This is a genomic window from Streptomyces sp. BRA346, assembly GCF_052851135.1.
Window position 1 is genome coordinate 25173 of sequence record NZ_JAIWIH010000016.1, and the last position, 15756, is coordinate 40928.

General features: G+C 68.3%; 18 protein-coding genes and 1 pseudogene. 12 read left to right on the top strand and 7 right to left on the bottom strand.

Annotated features, from left to right (window positions below; translation table 11 throughout):
• Window positions 1-439 precede the first annotated feature (439 nt).
• The 3 genes from LCH29_RS20205 to LCH29_RS20215 all read left to right on the top strand — a co-directional run bounded on the left by LCH29_RS20205 (window position 440) and on the right by LCH29_RS20215 (window position 3723).
• Window positions 440-1972, top strand: coding sequence for a transcriptional regulator (locus tag LCH29_RS20205; protein ID WP_446463140.1), 1533 nt, complete (start codon window positions 440-442; stop codon window positions 1970-1972).
• A gap of 8 nt (window positions 1973-1980) precedes the next feature.
• Complete coding sequence (locus tag LCH29_RS20210; protein WP_446463141.1) at window positions 1981-2832, top strand: DciA family protein; 852 nt, start codon at window positions 1981-1983, stop codon at window positions 2830-2832.
• A 144-nt stretch (window positions 2833-2976) separates the two neighbouring features.
• Window positions 2977-3723 (top strand): DUF5131 family protein, encoded by a 747-nt coding sequence (locus tag LCH29_RS20215; RefSeq protein ID WP_446463142.1) that lies wholly within the window; start codon window positions 2977-2979, stop codon window positions 3721-3723.
• A 46-nt stretch (window positions 3724-3769) separates the two neighbouring features.
• Here LCH29_RS20215 and tcmP read toward each other — a convergent pair whose 3' ends face one another.
• Entirely contained in the window at window positions 3770-4921 is a 1152-nt protein-coding gene (gene tcmP, locus LCH29_RS20220; protein WP_446463143.1) for a three-Cys-motif partner protein TcmP, read from the bottom strand.
• Window positions 4922-5527: 606 nt separating this feature from the next.
• On the opposite strand from tcmP, the gene LCH29_RS20225 reads away from it, so the two are divergent.
• A complete protein-coding gene (locus tag LCH29_RS20225; RefSeq protein ID WP_446463144.1) occupies window positions 5528-5776 on the top strand; it encodes a hypothetical protein in 249 nt (82 codons plus the stop codon).
• A complete protein-coding gene (locus LCH29_RS20230; RefSeq protein WP_446463145.1) occupies window positions 5773-6150 on the top strand; it encodes a fic family toxin-antitoxin system, toxin component in 378 nt (125 codons plus the stop codon). The genes LCH29_RS20225 and LCH29_RS20230 overlap by 4 nt, the downstream gene beginning before the upstream one ends.
• 180 nt (window positions 6151-6330) lie before the next feature.
• Here LCH29_RS20230 and LCH29_RS20235 read toward each other — a convergent pair.
• Window positions 6331-6633: pseudogene (locus LCH29_RS20235) on the bottom strand (GntR family transcriptional regulator); the annotation flags it as partial.
• Window positions 6634-7067: 434 nt separating this feature from the next.
• On the opposite strand from LCH29_RS20235, the gene LCH29_RS20240 reads away from it, so the two are divergent.
• The 3 genes from LCH29_RS20240 (at window position 7068) to LCH29_RS20250 (ending at window position 9625) form a co-directional block, all read left to right on the top strand.
• Window positions 7068-8126, top strand: a complete 1059-nt coding sequence (locus LCH29_RS20240) for a DUF6083 domain-containing protein (protein WP_446463230.1) — start codon at window positions 7068-7070, stop codon at window positions 8124-8126.
• A complete protein-coding gene (locus tag LCH29_RS20245; protein ID WP_446463146.1) occupies window positions 8123-8809 on the top strand; it encodes a DciA family protein in 687 nt (228 codons plus the stop codon). Before LCH29_RS20240 ends, LCH29_RS20245 begins: the two co-directional genes overlap by 4 nt.
• 117 nt (window positions 8810-8926) lie before the next feature.
• Entirely contained in the window at window positions 8927-9625 is a 699-nt protein-coding gene (locus tag LCH29_RS20250; RefSeq protein WP_446463147.1) for a hypothetical protein, read from the top strand.
• A gap of 275 nt (window positions 9626-9900) precedes the next feature.
• On the opposite strand, the gene LCH29_RS20255 is transcribed toward LCH29_RS20250, so the two are convergent.
• Entirely contained in the window at window positions 9901-10527 is a 627-nt protein-coding gene (locus tag LCH29_RS20255) for a hypothetical protein (protein ID WP_446463148.1), read from the bottom strand.
• A gap of 196 nt (window positions 10528-10723) precedes the next feature.
• Here LCH29_RS20255 and LCH29_RS20260 point away from each other — a divergent pair, with 196 nt between their 5' ends.
• Window positions 10724-11215 carry a hypothetical protein gene (locus LCH29_RS20260; protein WP_446463149.1) on the top strand — a complete coding sequence of 164 codons (492 nt, stop codon included), beginning with the start codon at window positions 10724-10726 and terminating at the stop codon, window positions 11213-11215.
• Between the two features lie 128 nt (window positions 11216-11343).
• On the opposite strand, the gene LCH29_RS20265 is transcribed toward LCH29_RS20260, so the two are convergent.
• Together LCH29_RS20265 and LCH29_RS20270 are read right to left on the bottom strand one after the other, a co-directional pair.
• On the bottom strand, window positions 11344-11550 hold the full coding sequence (locus LCH29_RS20265; protein WP_446463150.1) for a hypothetical protein: 207 nt from the start codon (window positions 11548-11550) through the stop codon (window positions 11344-11346).
• A gap of 297 nt (window positions 11551-11847) precedes the next feature.
• The gene (locus tag LCH29_RS20270) at window positions 11848-12321 is read right to left on the bottom strand and encodes a DUF6233 domain-containing protein (protein WP_446463151.1); all 474 of its coding nucleotides are present in this window, start codon (window positions 12319-12321) and stop codon (window positions 11848-11850) included.
• Between the two features lie 105 nt (window positions 12322-12426).
• Between LCH29_RS20270 and ku the strand changes: the two genes are divergently transcribed.
• The 3 genes from ku (at window position 12427) to LCH29_RS20285 (ending at window position 14067) form a co-directional block, all read left to right on the top strand.
• Entirely contained in the window at window positions 12427-13320 is an 894-nt protein-coding gene (ku, locus tag LCH29_RS20275) for a non-homologous end joining protein Ku (protein WP_446463152.1), read from the top strand.
• A gap of 148 nt (window positions 13321-13468) precedes the next feature.
• A complete protein-coding gene (locus LCH29_RS20280) occupies window positions 13469-13636 on the top strand; it encodes a hypothetical protein (RefSeq protein WP_446463153.1) in 168 nt (55 codons plus the stop codon).
• 182 nt (window positions 13637-13818) lie between these two features.
• Complete coding sequence (locus LCH29_RS20285) at window positions 13819-14067, top strand: hypothetical protein (protein ID WP_446463154.1); 249 nt, start codon at window positions 13819-13821, stop codon at window positions 14065-14067.
• 78 nt (window positions 14068-14145) lie between these two features.
• Here LCH29_RS20285 and LCH29_RS20290 read toward each other — a convergent pair whose 3' ends face one another.
• The gene (locus LCH29_RS20290) at window positions 14146-14820 is read right to left on the bottom strand and encodes a hypothetical protein (protein ID WP_446463155.1); all 675 of its coding nucleotides are present in this window, start codon (window positions 14818-14820) and stop codon (window positions 14146-14148) included.
• A 30-nt stretch (window positions 14821-14850) separates the two neighbouring features.
• Window positions 14851-15709, bottom strand: a protein-coding gene (locus LCH29_RS20295; protein ID WP_446463231.1) for an IS5 family transposase whose coding sequence is annotated in 2 segments (ribosomal slippage) — window positions 14851-15354 and window positions 15356-15709 — 858 coding nt in all. Because the reading frame shifts where the segments join, the coding sequence is not laid out codon by codon here.
• Window positions 15710-15756: the final 47 nt, after the last annotated feature.

A 15756-nucleotide genomic window follows, 5' to 3' on the forward strand; every position in this document is an offset into this window, starting at 1 on the left:
CTGCTCTCCGGTTGGCCTGCCACAGCTTCCCGGAGGAGTTGTTCGACCCGGTGCCACCCGGCTTCGAACAGGTCGATCTCTGGTTCTGCCCGAACCAACGAAGACCCCGAGGGGCTTCGTTATGCCCTCACGCAAGGAGAGGAGCAGTGCTCATTTTGCACGACCACACTGCCTTTCGCCAGCCCGAATATGCCCGTTTCATCCGTGTTTGCGGGTCCGCGAAGTCTCGCCTGGTGCAATCTCACAGCCGCACTTATCCGGTTTGTTCCATTTCTGCGCCGCTTGCCGCTCTGGCCGCGCCCTCCACCGCGCTCTGCTCCGTTGCCCCCATCCGCGGCCGCAGCCCGGTCTGGTCTCTGCCCGCAGACGTGCACGGTCGCCACATGATCCATAACCCGCCTGTGCCGACCCGCCCTGCTGTTGCTCGCGGGGTGGCCCGGTGAGCGCCGTGGCGCCGACCTCCGCGCCGACCTCCGCGCCGACCTCCGCCCCTCGCGGGCAGTCGGCCGACGAGGACGCGGTCGCCGTGCTGCCCGAGCTATGGGTTCCTGTGGCACGGCAGTGGCTGTCGACCTCGTTGGGCCGGGTGGCGCCGGACGGTTACTCCTGGATGCAGGGCGTGCATTGGGTAGCGGGCTCGGGGCTGTACGAGCCGCGGCGGTACCGGTCGCACGGGCCGCGCAGCTTCGGGCGGACGACGGTGTACGTCGCGAAGGTGCTCAGCGAGCTGACACCGTGCCGTCCGGGGATCGAGTACCTGGTGCGCCGCACCGGTCTGAGCGAGCGGACAGTCGAATACCACTTGCAAATGCTGCGGGAGACCGGGCTGTTGGCGTGGGAGGTGCGCGGGACGAGGGTGAGTGGCGAGCGGGCGCAGGCGTCGGTGTACGTACGGATGCTGCCGCCCGAGTTCGATTCCGCGCTGGGGATCCGTACGGTGCTGCGCGATGAGACCGCGCCCGCGTACACCCGTGCGGCCACCGGTATCGCGGATGCGGGCCGGGAGCTGATGGCGCGGCTGGGGAAGAAGGCGGCCCGTAAGGTGCGCAAGCCCCGCTCGAAGACGTCCTCGAAGGCCTCGATGAAGGGTGCTCGCAGAGCTGCTGATGGGGCGTCTGTGACGGCTGTTTCGGGTGGGTCGCGTTGCACCCCAATGGGGGGTGGTGCTGATACGTCTTCTACTGCGGGTGCTACTTCTTTCCCCCCTGAGAGCGAGCTCGCAAGCGGGGGCAGCAAGTCCTCCACCCCGAAGAAGTCCAAGGGCCGGTCCGGAGGTCGCCGGAAGCTGAACGTGGTCGGGCGCCGCTATCAGGTGGCTGCTGAGCTGATCCGGGACGTGGACTGGCTGCGGGGCTGCTCGGTGCCCCGGATCGCCTGGGTGGCTCGGCACGTGGCCGATGCCGGGTGGACCAGGACCGAGGTCCTCGCGTGGCTGCACTGCCGGGGCGAGGCCGCGCGGGTCCGCCGCGGCTCCGGTCTGCTCGCCGTGCTGCTGCGGGGCGCGGAGCAGATCGTGGACACTCCCGCGAAACGGGCCGCGATGGTGGAGAGCTGGCGCGGGGCCCAGGAAGCGGCGCGCCGCCAGCGTATTCAGCAGGTCCGCGCCCGTGCTGAGCGGTACGAGGGCGACTGGCAGGCCCCGTCCAGCCGCGCCGTTCAGCGCGAGGTGGAGACGGCTTTCGCCCAGGTCAGGGACATGGCGCTCGGCGGCCGCGACCAGGACCAGGTCGTCGCCCCCGACGACGCGGTGGAGCCGTGCGGACCGCTGGAGCTGACCGAGTTGGAAATCCAGCAGCACCGGATTGAGGCCTGGAACGAGTTCATGACAGGCGATACGACCCTCGTCGAGAGCGCCATCAACGGGCTCGGACGGCCTCTTGCGGAGCGCATCTACGGGGCCGAGCTGGTGCACCGCGTGATGCGGCTGACCAGCGGCGCCCGCAGCTCGCTGATGTCCCTGGGACGCCAGTAGGAGGCCCGATGATCGAGGCGAACCCCCGCAGCGAGTCGGTCGGGCCCGTGAGCCAGGAGCTGTCCGGCGTGGACCTGGCGCGTGTCGCACTGCACGCCGCTCGGGATGCGGCGCGCAAACGCGGCGCCACGGCCGAGGCCCGTACGCCCCGACGACGCGCTCGGGTAGGGCAGCGGGACGGGCGCGATCCGCAGGGCTTCGCGGCCGTGCTCCAGGGGCTGATGGCCGACCGGGCCTGGGACCTCCCGGCCGTCGGTGGCACGGTCGTGGACCGGTGGCCCGGGATCACGGCCACGGTTGCCGAGCGCTTGGCCGAGCACGTCCAGGCCGTCGCCTTCGACGCCGACAGGGGGCAGCTGGATGTGCGGGCGGACTCGCCCGCGTACGCAACGCAAATCCGGCTCATGACCCCACGGTTGATGGCCGCGGCCAACGAAGCAGTCGGCCGCGAGGTGGTCCGCTCGATTCGCGTGCTGAGCCCCGGCGCACCCGCCTCGACCCGCACCAGTGGCGGAACGAACCGCGCGGCGTCCCCGCCGGTGCCCGAGGTGCCGGGCCGTACCCGTGAGACCGTGTCGCCGGGCTATCAGCGGGCGCTGGCCGCCCTCCAGGCCGGCAGGCCGGAGCGCGCCGTCGACCCGCAGATCGCGGCGGCCATCGAGCGGCAGAACACAAGCCGTGGGATGCGGGAGCCGGAGGAGGCGTTCGGCGACGGGCAAGCTGCGGTCGAGGCGCTGCAGGCCAAGGCGGCCCGGACCGCGGCCGCCGACAGCAGTCGCGCTCGCGCGCTGCGCCGAGCGCGGGCCGAGCGGACCGGATCGGTGACTGCCACTGCGCAGGGGGAGGTCCGTATCGCGTGATGACTGTGCGTACGGGAAGTGTCTACAGGCCGGTGATATCGGAGGTGTTGAGGTGATTGGATGGCCGGGTGTCGGCGCCGGTACGGGGTCGTTGAGCATGCCGTGCGTGACTGGTGGAGCAGTGAAGCGAGGGGGAGGTAGCCGGTGAGCGATCGAAGCGCGATTGAGTGGACCGAGGCGACGTGGAATCCCACTACGGGGTGCGACCGCGTTTCGGAGGGCTGTACCAACTGCTACGCCCTCGCGCTGGCCAAGCGGCTCAAGGCTATGGGCGCGGCGAAGTACCAGAGGGACGGCGACTCGCGGACCTCCGGTCCTGGATTCGGTGTCACGCTGCACCCGGACTCGTTGGACACCCCGTATGAGTGGAAGAGCCCGCGGGTGGTGTTCGTCAATTCCATGTCCGACCTGTTTCACGCGCGCGTGCCGCTGGCGTTCGTGCGGCAGGTCTTCGAGGTCATGGCCGCCACCCCGCAGCACACCTACCAGATCCTGACCAAGCGGGCCCGGCGCCTGCGCCAGCTCGCTCCGAAGCTGGACTGGCCGCCAAACGTGTGGATGGGCGTCTCGGTCGAATCGGAGACCGAGCTGCCCCGCATCGATGATCTGCGCCAGGTCCCGGCCGCGGTGCGGTTCCTGTCCTGCGAGCCGCTGCTGGGCCCGCTGCCCGGGCTGGACCTGGACGGTATCCACTGGGTCATCGCCGGTGGGGAGTCTGGCCCGCGCCACCGCCCGCTGGACGCGGCCTGGGTGACCGGTATCCGCGACACCTGCCAAGACGCGGACGTCGCCTTCTTCTTCAAGCAGTGGGGCGGCCGCACCCCGAAGGCCGGCGGCCGCCTGCTGGAGGGCCGGACCTGGGACCAGATGCCGATGCCGGTCGCGGCCTGACTGACCTGCGCGTTGTGGCCGGGCCACCCAGGCCCGGCCACATACGTCAGGCTGCGAGGTTGCCGGGGAGGAGAGTGATCTCCCGGGTCTTCTTCACGCCCACCCCGTTGCTGAGCGTCCTGCCCTGTTCATGCAGAAGCCGTACGGCCTGGCGCACCACCGGCTCGGTGACCTGCCCGTAGAAGGACCCGAAAACCTCCAGCGTGTGGTCGACGAGCCTGACCGGCCGCCGGGTCCGCGCCAGCAGTTTCGCGAGGTTCTCGGCGATCTCCGGCACCGCCTTGGCCTCCACCTCTTTCGGGTCCGGGCGCGTCAGCGAGGTCATGGAGAACAGCGCGTCGTCCTCACGTTCCTCCAGCGTCTCCCACCAGGTTGTCCGGGCCCGGGCAACGGTGTCGCCGAAAACCCACAGGCCATACGGGCTGCGGGTGGCGAACACCAGCCGATACACAGCCCGCTTGCGTGGCGAGTGCGACACCGGAACCGACTGCACGAGCATTCCTGTGCGTTGCACCAGACGGCGCGCGTACTCGGCTGCCACGGCCTCGATCGCGTCCTCGACCGCGCCTTCCTTGCCTCGAGAGGCCACCGCGTCGGCGAAGTACTCCCGCCACCAGGTCCCGCCGCACACGTCATCGAACCGCTGCAGCGACTTCTCGTTACCCTTCGGCGAACGGACGTGCCCGCCCAGGCGCCACACGGCCATCATGCTGAAGTTCATCAGCAGCTCGGTCGGCGGCCATTTCTTCTGTGGGCGCCTGTGCGCGAGGACGTTGACGAGGCGGTCCTGCGGCAGGACAAGCCCGCATGGATCCAGGAAGAGGAACAAGGGCTCCCGGACAGCCCGCGCGACGACCTGGTCGAGAACGCCGTCGACCTCACCGCGATGAGCGTGCGCCTGCACGCCGCGAGTCAGGTATTGCTGGACGACCTCCTGTAACCGGGCAAAGGACTTCGCCTGAGGCTCCGAGAAGAAGCACTCCAGCGTCAGCCCCGGCCTGCCGCCCAGGTACGAGGCGACCCTCAGCGCGATCTCCGCGGACGCCGGATCCCCGTTCTCGTAGCGGCCCTCTCCCGCGTACCCGTCGAGGTAGACCACGCGCTTGTTGCGTGACTGAGTGCCTGTCATCCCCCCGAACTGCGGTAGATACCGCTTGAGGAGATCGTGCTTGAACACGCTGGGCAGAGCCTTGTCCACCCAGTAGTCCCCGCCCGTACTCGACGACATTGCCACCCCCGCCATCCGCCGTATTCGTATGACCACAGATGGTGAAGCACCGGGAGGAACCGAGCAAGAGCCCGAAACGGGACAGACGAAAAGGCCCCTGAAGGGCCTCCGGGTGGCGGATCGCCCCGCACTATCGAGCCCTCAAAGCGGACGGGCAGCGCCGGTAGGAGGCTGTCGCCAGCCAGGGCGTAGGTCTGCCGCGTCACCCCGGGACCGCGACTGCAGCGCGGCTGGACTGATCAGCGCGGGCTGATTGAGCTACCCCTCAGCACTGGTCGCAGGGCCTCCCGAAAGAACCCCCTTCACACTGGTTGCGACCGGGCGTCCTGCCCCCTGGGGCCGGTAGGTGCTATCCGCCTCGTGACCGGCAGAGGCAATTGCCTGTGGCAAGTGCCGTTTCTGCGGCGCGAAATCTCACAGGAGTGGGCTTTCGCTACGGTAGGAGACACGAGATTTGCACGTCCGGGGAAACCGCCAAACCCGGACGCGTCCGACAAACCGCCACGCCCGCCTGGATTCACGGTTCGCCACCTCAGCTTCCAGGCGTTGTTGTTCTCCACCCGCCAGGAGATTGCCATGACTGCTCAAACTTCGGACACCAACGGTCGTGAACTGCGCATCAACGTCACCGAGGACGTCTACGACCAGATTCAAATTCTCGCTGCCCGCATCCAGGTGCCTGCCGAGGAGTACGCTGCGCGCATGCTCGCTGACGATGTGGCCCACGCGCGATTCCTCGAAGGTGCCGAGAACTTCATCGCCGAGCACGGCATCGCATTCGCTGAACGATTTGGCCCTCGCCCGGCTGGAGGCCAGGCCGCGTGATCTTAACCATCAACCTGGGCTGGCTGCTGCAGGTCGCTCAGGAGAAACTGTCCGGTGATCCGGACGTTGTCGACTATGGCGCGCTTGAGGCGGCCCGGGCCCGCCACTGCGCCGTGGTGCTGGGAAATCTGGTCTATCCGGAACCGCACCACCGGGCCGCAGCACTTCTGCAGTCCCTTGTCCGGCTGCCCGCTCTGGAGCACTCCAACGAGCTGTACGCGGCGAGCGTAGCCGCGGCGTTCCTCCACGCCAGCGGCCGCACGGTGAAATTGCGCGCCGACCAGGCGATAGACCTGATCGAGCAAACCGCGACCGGCCAGCTCCCCGTCCGAGACATCGCCTCCGTCCTGCGGACATGGACGGCGGACAGCTGAAAAGGGCGACGCGCCCGCCCTTTCTCCGCCGGTAGGGCACCGCTAGGAAGTCGTCATGTCACCGGCCAGGGCGTAGGGCAGCTCCGTTGCCGGGACCGCAGCTCATGTCTCATGACGGCTGGTCAGGTCCCTCTGCCGCGGGCGGCCGCGTCAGGGGAGCTGGGCAGCAGGTCGTACCAGGACGCGGCGGTGGGTCCGGCGCTGTAGGCGGCGAGCTTGGTCCCCATGGAGCGGTGCGGTGCGCCGGGCGACCCGGGTGCCGGAGCCCTGCCGGGCGGAGAGCCAGCCCTCCTCGACGAGGTCGGCATATGCCTCAGCAACGGTATTGCGGGAGATACCCAGGTCGTGGGCGAGGCTCCGGTAGGAGGGCAGCCGGGTGCCGGGGCAGCCCTGCGTAACCAGCCCTTCGACACGCCCGAGGACCTGGCAAAGGCCGCGGCCGCGCAGGCTGCCGAGCAGGCTCGGCAGCGGACTGCGGAGCATCTGCTGGCCACCCGTATCGCCGAGCTGGAGGCGGCGACCCGTACGACGTCTGGGCCCGCAGCCGATGACGGTCCGGTTTGCGCGGGCTGTGGGAAGTACGTCCGGCGGTTGACCCCGGGCGGGTTGTGTCTGGGCTGTGAGCAGGTGCGTTTCAACCGTGACGTACGCGGGCGGGGGCGGGTGGCATCAGCCCCACGGCGCGGCGCACCGTGGGGCGCGGCTGTGGGGCGACGCGGCGATGCCCGGGGCGAGTTGCTCCTGCGGCAGAGCAGGCGTATTTCATAGCTTCATCCATCTACGCGAACTTTAAGGAGTTTCGCCCGAAACATTCCGCTACCGGGAGTCGCATCGAGGCAAACTGGCGTCCAGTTTTCTCCATATACGCCCAGTTCGTGTAGAGGGCCGGATGATTCCAGGAGGCCCTTGCCGTGGCGATGCGCATCTGGAACAGCAGCGCGTCGAAGAAGCCCGTGCGGGACATCCAGGACCGGTGTTCGTGGTGCGGGAACCCAGTGGAGTGGCGCGAGTCGTTCGAGGCGATCAGGGTCCCGCTTATCCCGGTGGAGTTCCCGACCAGAGCCGTCCCGCCCCGGTACCGATGGCACCTGGACAACGGCATCGCCTGTCTGGGGGCGAACCCGCGCGACTACGGATATTGCCGCATCAAGCACTCCTCGGTATGCCCCGCCGTGCCGCACGACGACCTCGACCCGGCCATGGAAAGCATCCTCCGCAAGCTCGGCGTCCGCATGCGGCAGATGATCCACTCCGGCGCCTTCGTCCCCGCCCCGGCGGCGCCCAGGAGCGAGGCCGAAGTCCAGGAACCCGATCCCCCGACAGCGGCCGGCACCGGCGGCGTACGCCACGTGATCCACCGCGGCGGGCTCTTACGGATCGCGCCTGGCACGCTGGAGGAGCTTCAGTGCATCGCGGCCGGGGCCGAAGGACGGCGCTGCCCGAACCTCATCATCGACATCACCGAAGGGCGCTGGATCGAGACCGACATCCCCTACGCCCCCGGCCGCGCCCACCAGCAGATCCTGAACGTGACCGGCGGACAGATGTGGGTCTGGGATCTCACCAGCCCCGATTTCATGGACGCCCGCCGCTGCCTGCTTCAGCGCTGCCCAGAGCACGCCGACGAACGCGCGCGCGAAGCGTGCGACATGGAACTCGTGGCCTTCGACTCCATGCGGCACGGCGACTTCATCCTCGACCGTGCCCCCGATGGCTACGACGCGCCGCAGAACGAGCCGTCCCTGGTCTTCGATCTCGCCACCCCTTCTCGCCAGATCTGTGCCACCGAGGGATGCGGCAACGGCACCGTGTCGGTCGTCGAGAAGGGATGGAAGTGCTACCAATGCGTCCGGCAGGAGAAGCGCCGGCAAGCCACACACCAGCGCTGGCAAGGGGAAGCACACGAGGGAGACCCCTCCGGGGAGGATCGGCGGGGGAGTAGCGGAAGCACCGCTGTGAGGAAGGCGTACCGATGACCACAAGCCCGGTTGCGGGTTCGGCTGACCTGCATGCTTGGTGGCTCCAGGCCGTGGGTGAGGAGGTGGCCGAGCAGGCACGCCCGGTCCGGCTCGATACCAGCGGGCAGCTGCACGTACGGTGCTTGATCCCAGCGTGGGCAACCCAGATGCGGCAACTCAGCCGACAGGTGGCCGATCGGCTGACGGCCATCAGACCGGAATCAGGCGTCGCGGGGCTCACCGTCGTGCTGTCGCCCGCCCGCCTGTTGGTTATCGGGCCCCCAAAGTGGCAGCACCAGGAGTTGTTGTCCCCGGCGCTGGAGGATGCCTGGCACGACGTGACCCAGATACACGGCCCGCATCAGCCGCTTGTGATCGTCCACGGCCTCGACGGCGAGCTCGGATCCACCCTCGCCGCCTGGACGCAGCATGCCGGCGTTGCCTCCGAGTCCCACACTCCGGAATGGGACATCTGCGGGCCGGACTGCCCTGCCGATCCCAACCACCGGCAGCTGCGGCCAGACGGAACGCCATACTGCCCAACCGCCGGACGCCGACTGAACCAGCAGATGATCGATCACGGCGCGGACATCATCCTGGCGCTCATCCCGCCAGGATCCGCCGACCTCGATGCCGATATTCGCCACGCCCGCGCCGTACAGATCCCCGTGCGGGAAATCCACAGCCCAGACCAGCCCTGACGGCGCCCCGGACCCGTCGCAGCGCGGACACGAAAGCCCCCAGCCGGTCGGTGAGCTATTCGGGCGTCCGCAGACGGTAGGGTCCGCCCACGCCCAGCAGTCCCGAGGAGACGCACCATGCCGTCCTCACACAAGATCACCATGAGGCCCGCCCCCGGCGTGGAACTCCTAGAGGTCGACTTCACCTTCGGAAGCTCGTTCCCACAGCCTCGCGGGCGCACGTTCCGCGAGGGATACGGATTCGACATCGAACTCCCGGCCGTCCTCGACCTGCTCACCGCCGTCGACGACGGCGTGCTCGACGCCAGGTACGTCAAAAACCTCCTGCTGCGCGCCGTCGACCACATGTACGAACCAGCGGGCTGCTTTCGGCACGAAGACGACGAGGACAAGCTCGCCTGGTGCCGACGAGACGGCACCTGCCGGATCTGCGACCGGCACAAGGACGCCTTCGCCGCCTCCCTCACCCTCGCGGCCGAGCGGTGGCGCCGCTGGACCCTGCCCGAGCAGTACCCCTACGCCACCGGCAATACGAAGGGACTCCACGAGGTCGGCTGTTCGGTGGTGTACCGAGCCATGCCCGAAACGTTCAGCCCACCGTCCGCCGAGGATGCCGAAGCCCTGCGCTCATACGCCCACCGCAAGATGGGCTACCGCTTCTATGACCGGCCCCTGGCCGACCTCGTGCCGCTGAACTACCACGTCCAGTTCCACGCGATGACGGCAGAAGAAACGCGAGCATGGATGAACGACAACACCGGCCCCAAGGGAGGCCGCCATTACCGCCGGTGCGAACGGTGCGCTCCTGCCCCGTGAACCTGCGAACCCGAGCCGCCTTGTCCCTCATCGGGGATGATTCCCGGCTGCTCCTCGGTGATTGTGGCGTCCCCTCAATGGCGCGGCGCATCGTCCGGGCCGCCGTCGGCTGAATGCTGTGTTGGGTGACCTCCAACTCGGCGGGCCACCCGCAGCAGTACCGGCCGCCTTTCCGGGCGTCGGCCGCGGCCGCGGAATGGATCGCCACCCGGCGTCGCCGATCGCCTCGTGCCCGCCCCCTTGACCGACGAAGACATCGTCCAGCCCACGCGGGCTCAGGACTGCAGGCCGACCAGGCCCCAGCCGCGACGGGCGGCCTCTGTTATCACATCGCCCCATTCGCGGACGAGGGTCACGAACTCCTCAAATGACTCGGAGCGTCCGGCCCAGCCCTCGCACTCCGCGGCGAAGGGCTCGCGCAGCCTCTCCAGGTGCGGCAAGGCCCGTTCCCAGGAGCGGGCCTTGCCGAGCGTCGTCTCCGGCGGGCAGACGAGGAGCAGGCCGGGCCGCCAGCGGTCGGTGACGGGCGGGAACATGCCCCCGCCACCGGTCAGCGTGGGATCTTCGGCCGGATCCTCGTTCCAGATCAGACCGTCCAACACGTGGTCCATCGCCTCGCGCAGGGACGTGTCGGCGAGCGCGCGCATGTCGTCCCAGGCATCGCCTGCACGGGAGTGCCACGTGTAAGAGCCGGTGGTGCTGACGAAGTGGTACTCGGCGCACCACGCCGAATCCTGCTCCGGTGGCCACACCCAGCTCTTGGCCCCGCCATACGTGCTGCAGTACTCGTCGTCGAGACCCATCGGCCAGACCGCGTCATCCAGTGCCTCGGTACGGTCCTCGACGGGAATCTCGCGCAACCGTTCCCAGCTGGCCATGAGTACGGTGAGATTCAGTCCCATGACGGCAGCTTATGCAGCGTTCGCCCGGGCCCGGCCTCGGCCGAGCGGCCTGCCCGACTGAGCACCCCAGCCGACCCTCGGAGAACCCCTCGAAGACGAACCGCCCCGGTGGTACGGGGGAGAACCACCGGGGCGGAATACCAGCATCGCACGGCTGCGGCATGCTCAGTGCCTGCTTCGGAGTAGCGTGACTTGTGTGAACGTCTTCAGCGGCGCGGGCCAGGAGCTGGAGCTGACCAACGGGGGAACCGCGGTATTTGTCGAGATACTGACGCTGGCAGTGTCCGACCTTGTCCAAGAACCGTGGGACTACCAGTTCGCAGGACTTCTCACCCAGCAGGACCAGAGCGTCGTGGGACGGGGCGTTGTCGGTTTCGAGCTGGAGGAGATCGACTGGGGGCATGACGATGCCCAGCAAGCCCGTAACAAGGAGTTCGTGCTGCGGGTGATTGATCTTGCTCTGCAACGGCACCGCTGGGACGAGTTGCCATACGACCCACCCTTTGCGCAGCGCTACCTGCAGCAGTTCAAGAGCATGGTGGAGGCATTCCCCCCGGCGACGGCCACGCCGGACCCAGGATTCCCTGGCTTCCCCGGGCCTGACGACGCCGCCATGGCCTCATGTGCACGGCACCGTGTCCTGAATGCCCTCCCGCACTGGGACAGCTGCGTACTCTGTAGTCGCTGAGCCTGCCACCCTCTTCCTGGCACCAGACGGCGAGTAACGAAGCGGTCCTCGCAAACCTCAGCCATCCCCATCCTGGCTGACGGCCGCGCCCGCCGCCGAGCGCGGTGCCGGGCGGCGGGCGGCCGGGATCAGTCGGCGGTGGTGACGGTGACCGGTGGGTTCGGGCAGTTGGCGGCGAGACCGGTCAGGGTCTGCTGTTCGACCGGGTCGAGGGTGAGATTCCAGCGGAGTTTGATCGCCGTCCAGTCGGCCACGTACCGGCACACCATCGCCTCGTCGGGCAGCCACTCGGTCACGTCCTGATCGGACTTCTGGCGGTTGGACCGTGCGGTCACCGCGACCAGGGCGCGCGAGTCGCCCAGGTCGTTGGCGTACCGCTCGCGCCGCTTGCCGCTCCAGGCCGAGGCGCCCGAGTCCCACGCCTCGGCGAGTGGGCGAGGTGGTCGATGTCGAGGCCACGGGCTCCGGCGACTTCCCGGTCGTCGTACCAGGAGTACCAGCGCCCGCCGGTGAGGGTGCACCGGCCGGTCAGCGCCGCCTACGGTGCTGGCTACCGTGTCATTCCGGCGGCATCCGGTCATCGCCCGTGCCGCGGTCGCCGACCCTGAGCGGGTACCCAGGCACTCCGGCGGTCAGCAGCGGAGAGCCCGATCGGGCCGGCACACATCGCACCATGCAATGGCCTTGCGTGCGAGCCGGTCGACGGCGTCCTCGGTGGTGATGCGCTCGTCGCTGTGCCGGGCCTGCCAGCAGTCGCGGCGATGCAAGCGGCGAGCGGGATCATCGGGCCCGCACTGGTGGAGTTTTTCAACCACCCATTGCCTGCCCGCGATAGCACCCTCCGTCGGCACCAGCGAGTAGTCCTCGCCCGGAATCTGCGCGATGTCATCAGCTTCGACGCTGATCGGGGTGGGCGCGCCGATGGCCTTGGTGGTGCCGTCAGGACCTTCGTGCCGGGCGGGGAGGATGGCCTCGCACTCGTACCACCAGCGGCCGTCCGCGGTGCGGGTGCGGCTGACGACCACGACGTCCAGCTGCTGGCCGTCCGCGAGCGTGGCCCTGGCCCACGGTCCGGCCTTGGCTCGCCATTCCTCCTTCGCGTCCATGATTCGGATTCTAGTTCTAATACTGCATGTGGGCTGGCCAGGCGCATTCCTCCGGGGCTGGCCTAGGCTGGAGCCGAACCCAGGGGGGCGCCTGGGAGGTACGTCATGCCGCGTCCAGTGTGGTCAGGGGCCGTGAGCTTCGGGCTCGTGACCATTCCGATCAAGGTCTTGCCCGCTACCGAGGACCACTCGATCACTTTCAGGCAGATCCACACCGTCGACTCCGGCCGCATCCGGTACCGGAAGGTCTGCGAGATCGACGGCCAGGTCCTGGAGCAGGACGAGATCGGGCGGGCCTACGAGCAGTCGAAAGACCAACTCGTCCCGGTCAGCGACCAGGAGCTCGACGAGCTGCCGCTGCCCACTGCCAAGGCCATCGGTGTGGAGGCGTTCGTCCCCTCCGAGCTTCTCGATCCCATCCGGTTCGGCCGCCCCTATTTCCTTCAGGCTGATGGGGCGGTGGCGTCCAAGCCGTACGTGCTGCTGCGGGAAGCGCTCCAGCGCAGCGACAAGATCGCGGTCGCGAAGTTCTCCTGGCACAACCGGGAGCGGCTGGGCGCGCTGCGGGTCGTCGGCGACGCCATCGTCCTCCAGGTCCTCCACTGGGACGATGAGATCCGCTCCGCCGAAGGGCTCGCGCCCACGGGGGTGGAGATCTCCGACAGCGAGGTCGGCGAGGCCATGGCGCTCATGGAGGCCATCGGCCCCGCCGACATCAGCCAGTACCGCGACCAGTACCGGGACGCGGTCGAGGCCGTCATCGAGGCCAAGGCCGCGGGGCATGCACCGCCGGAAACCGAGGCGCCAGCCGAGCCCGCGGGCAGGGTCGTGGACCTGATGGCCGCCCTTCGTGACAGCGTTCAGGCCGCCAAGAAGGCCCGCGGGGAGGAAGCGGAGGCCGAGGTGCACGCGATGCCCACCAAGAAGACCGCGGGCAAGAAGAAGGCCGCCAAGAAGGCCCCGGCGAAGAAGACGGACAGGAAGCGGTCGGCATCCTGATGGCCGCGGTCCGGGCGTCCGGCACGGGCTGGCGGGCCTTGCCGGGCTGCGCGGGAATGAGCTGGCGAGGCGGCTCGAGCAGCCGGGGCTCCGGTGTCAGCCCGGGCTGCTCGCGGGCCAGGGGGCCGCACCGGCGGTCGGCGTCGCGGTGCGCATCGACCTGGCCGACGACATCGAAACCGTCCCCGAGATCGCGGTCAAGGACGCCATCTTGGAGGACCTGAGCTTCGAGCGCGTCGAATACCTCGGCGCCATCCCGCAGCCCAGCCCGCAGCTCGCCCACCAGCTCGAAGACCTCATCGGAATTGGCAGCTGACGTCGGCACACGGGACCGCCCTCGAGCACTTTCCAACGGTCCCCTCCTCATAGACAGAACATGGGGAGGGGACCACCGCGCGCTACCCGAACGGGGCCTCAAGGTCGGCACCAAACCCCGCAGGGCAGGCTGACAAGCAACATGAAGGTCAGCACACTGAGCACATGCGTTATGAGGAGAGGATGAAGCTCACGGTCGTGAGGGCCCTGGTCCCGGTGACCATGCTCATCTCCTCACCGGTGCTGCTGATAGCCGGAACGTCGATCCGCCGCCGATACCTCCGCTACGTCTACGCGGATGGGCCCCGCAGAATCCTGGACAAGGAGCGGGGCTGGGTCAGCGTCCACTACTTCGTGATCACCAGCCGCCTTCTCGAATGGTTCTGCTGGCCCACAGAAACGCTCGCGCGTCTCGCCTCACGCCGAGGTTAAACGTCAAGATCAGTGCCTGTTACTGAACCCTGTATCAACAGGTCAACAGCCGTCAGGTCGAAATGCGGGTGGCTGCTCTCAGCCAGCGGTGCCGACCAGGCGACGCATGATCGTCATGAGTTCGTCGGGCGGGGAGATCCTCATCGTCCGATTTTCCTGGTCGAAGAGCGTGATCGATGTCAGGGTGCCGGCGCGCCACCAGAACACCCGGGGGGAGAGGCGTCCGGGGCCATCCTCGTAGGCGCCCTGCCCGAACTCTGCCAAGGCGTTGACGGCCTCGGCCACGTGCTTGTCGGTGAGCGGGTAGAACGCGAGGTTGTGCCGGTTCGGGACGACTAGCAGCACACCCTCGTCCGGTATCTCGGGTCCGTCGGTGGCCCGCACCGCCTCTTCGAAGACGAGCACCTTGCTGGCCGCGAACACCGACTCCGGGTGGCCGAGGATGTGGAGGACCGCGCCACCAGGGAGGTCGACGGTGTCGTAGTTGACCGGCTCGCTGAGCAAGTTGGTACGCGCGGCGGCAGCGAGCGTGTCCCACTCGACGAGGGCCACGTCGGGGTCGCTGAGGACACGGACGTTGTCAGGGGTGTCGAGGGCGATGCCCGCCAGGAGGTCCGTGGCCAGTGGTTGCAGGTAGTTGAACTGCCCTCGTGCTTCCTCGGGTATCGATTCCTCGGCGACCAGCCGCAGGTACACGTTGGGCAGGGGGTCCGGGGCGCTCTTGTGGTCGGTGCCGGCTGACAGGTCGCTCATACGTGGTTCCTTGGGATCTAGGGTCCGTCTTCAAACGGATCTTGCCCAGAGCAGGAACGAGGCAAGAGCGACCGCTGCTTCGTAGGAGGTGGCGGTCTTGTCGTACCTGGTCGCGATGCCTCGAAAGCCCTTGAGCCGGTTGAAGCAGCGTTCGACGACGTTGCGTCGGCGGTAGACCTCCCGGTCGAATGCGGGCGGCCTGCCACCGCGACGTCCCTTCCTGCGGCGGTGGCGTTCTTGGTCCTGCTTCTCCGGAATGGTGTGGCCTATACCGCGCTTGCGCAGGTAGGCGCGGAACCCGCGGGAGGCGTAAGCCTTGTCCGCGATCACATGATCCGGGCGGCAGCGCGGCCGGCCCCGCCCGAGGCGGGGCACCCGGATGCGCTCGAGCAACGGGCGGGCGCAGACGCTGTCATGACGCTGACCGGCTGTGAGCAGGACGGCCAGCGGCCGTCCCCGGCCGTCGCAGGCAAGGTGGATCTTCGTTGTGAGTCCGCCTCGGGACCGGCCGAGGGCGTGATCGTCCGGTTCGTACGGCCGAAGGTCCCCTTTTTCGGCCCGTGGCGGCGGCGTGCTGGTGGGCGCGGACGATGGTGGAGTCGATCTGGACCAGCCAGTCGATGTCCCCGATCGCATCCGCCCGGGCCTGCATCTCTTGCAGGGCCCGGGTGAAGACCCCGTCGAGCGCGTAACGGCGGAAGCGGGTGTAGACCGTCTTCCACAGTCCGTAGCGTTCGGGCAGGTCCCGCCAGGAGATGCCGGTCCGGATCTTGTAGACCATGCCGTTGATCACCCGGCGGTCCTCCATCCGCGGCCGACCCGTCGCAGCCCGCGGGATCAGTGGAGCGAGCAACTCCCATTCACTGTCGGTCAGTTCATGACGGCGTATCACTCAACCATGATCCACCATCCAATCTAGGTGATTTGTTGAGAATG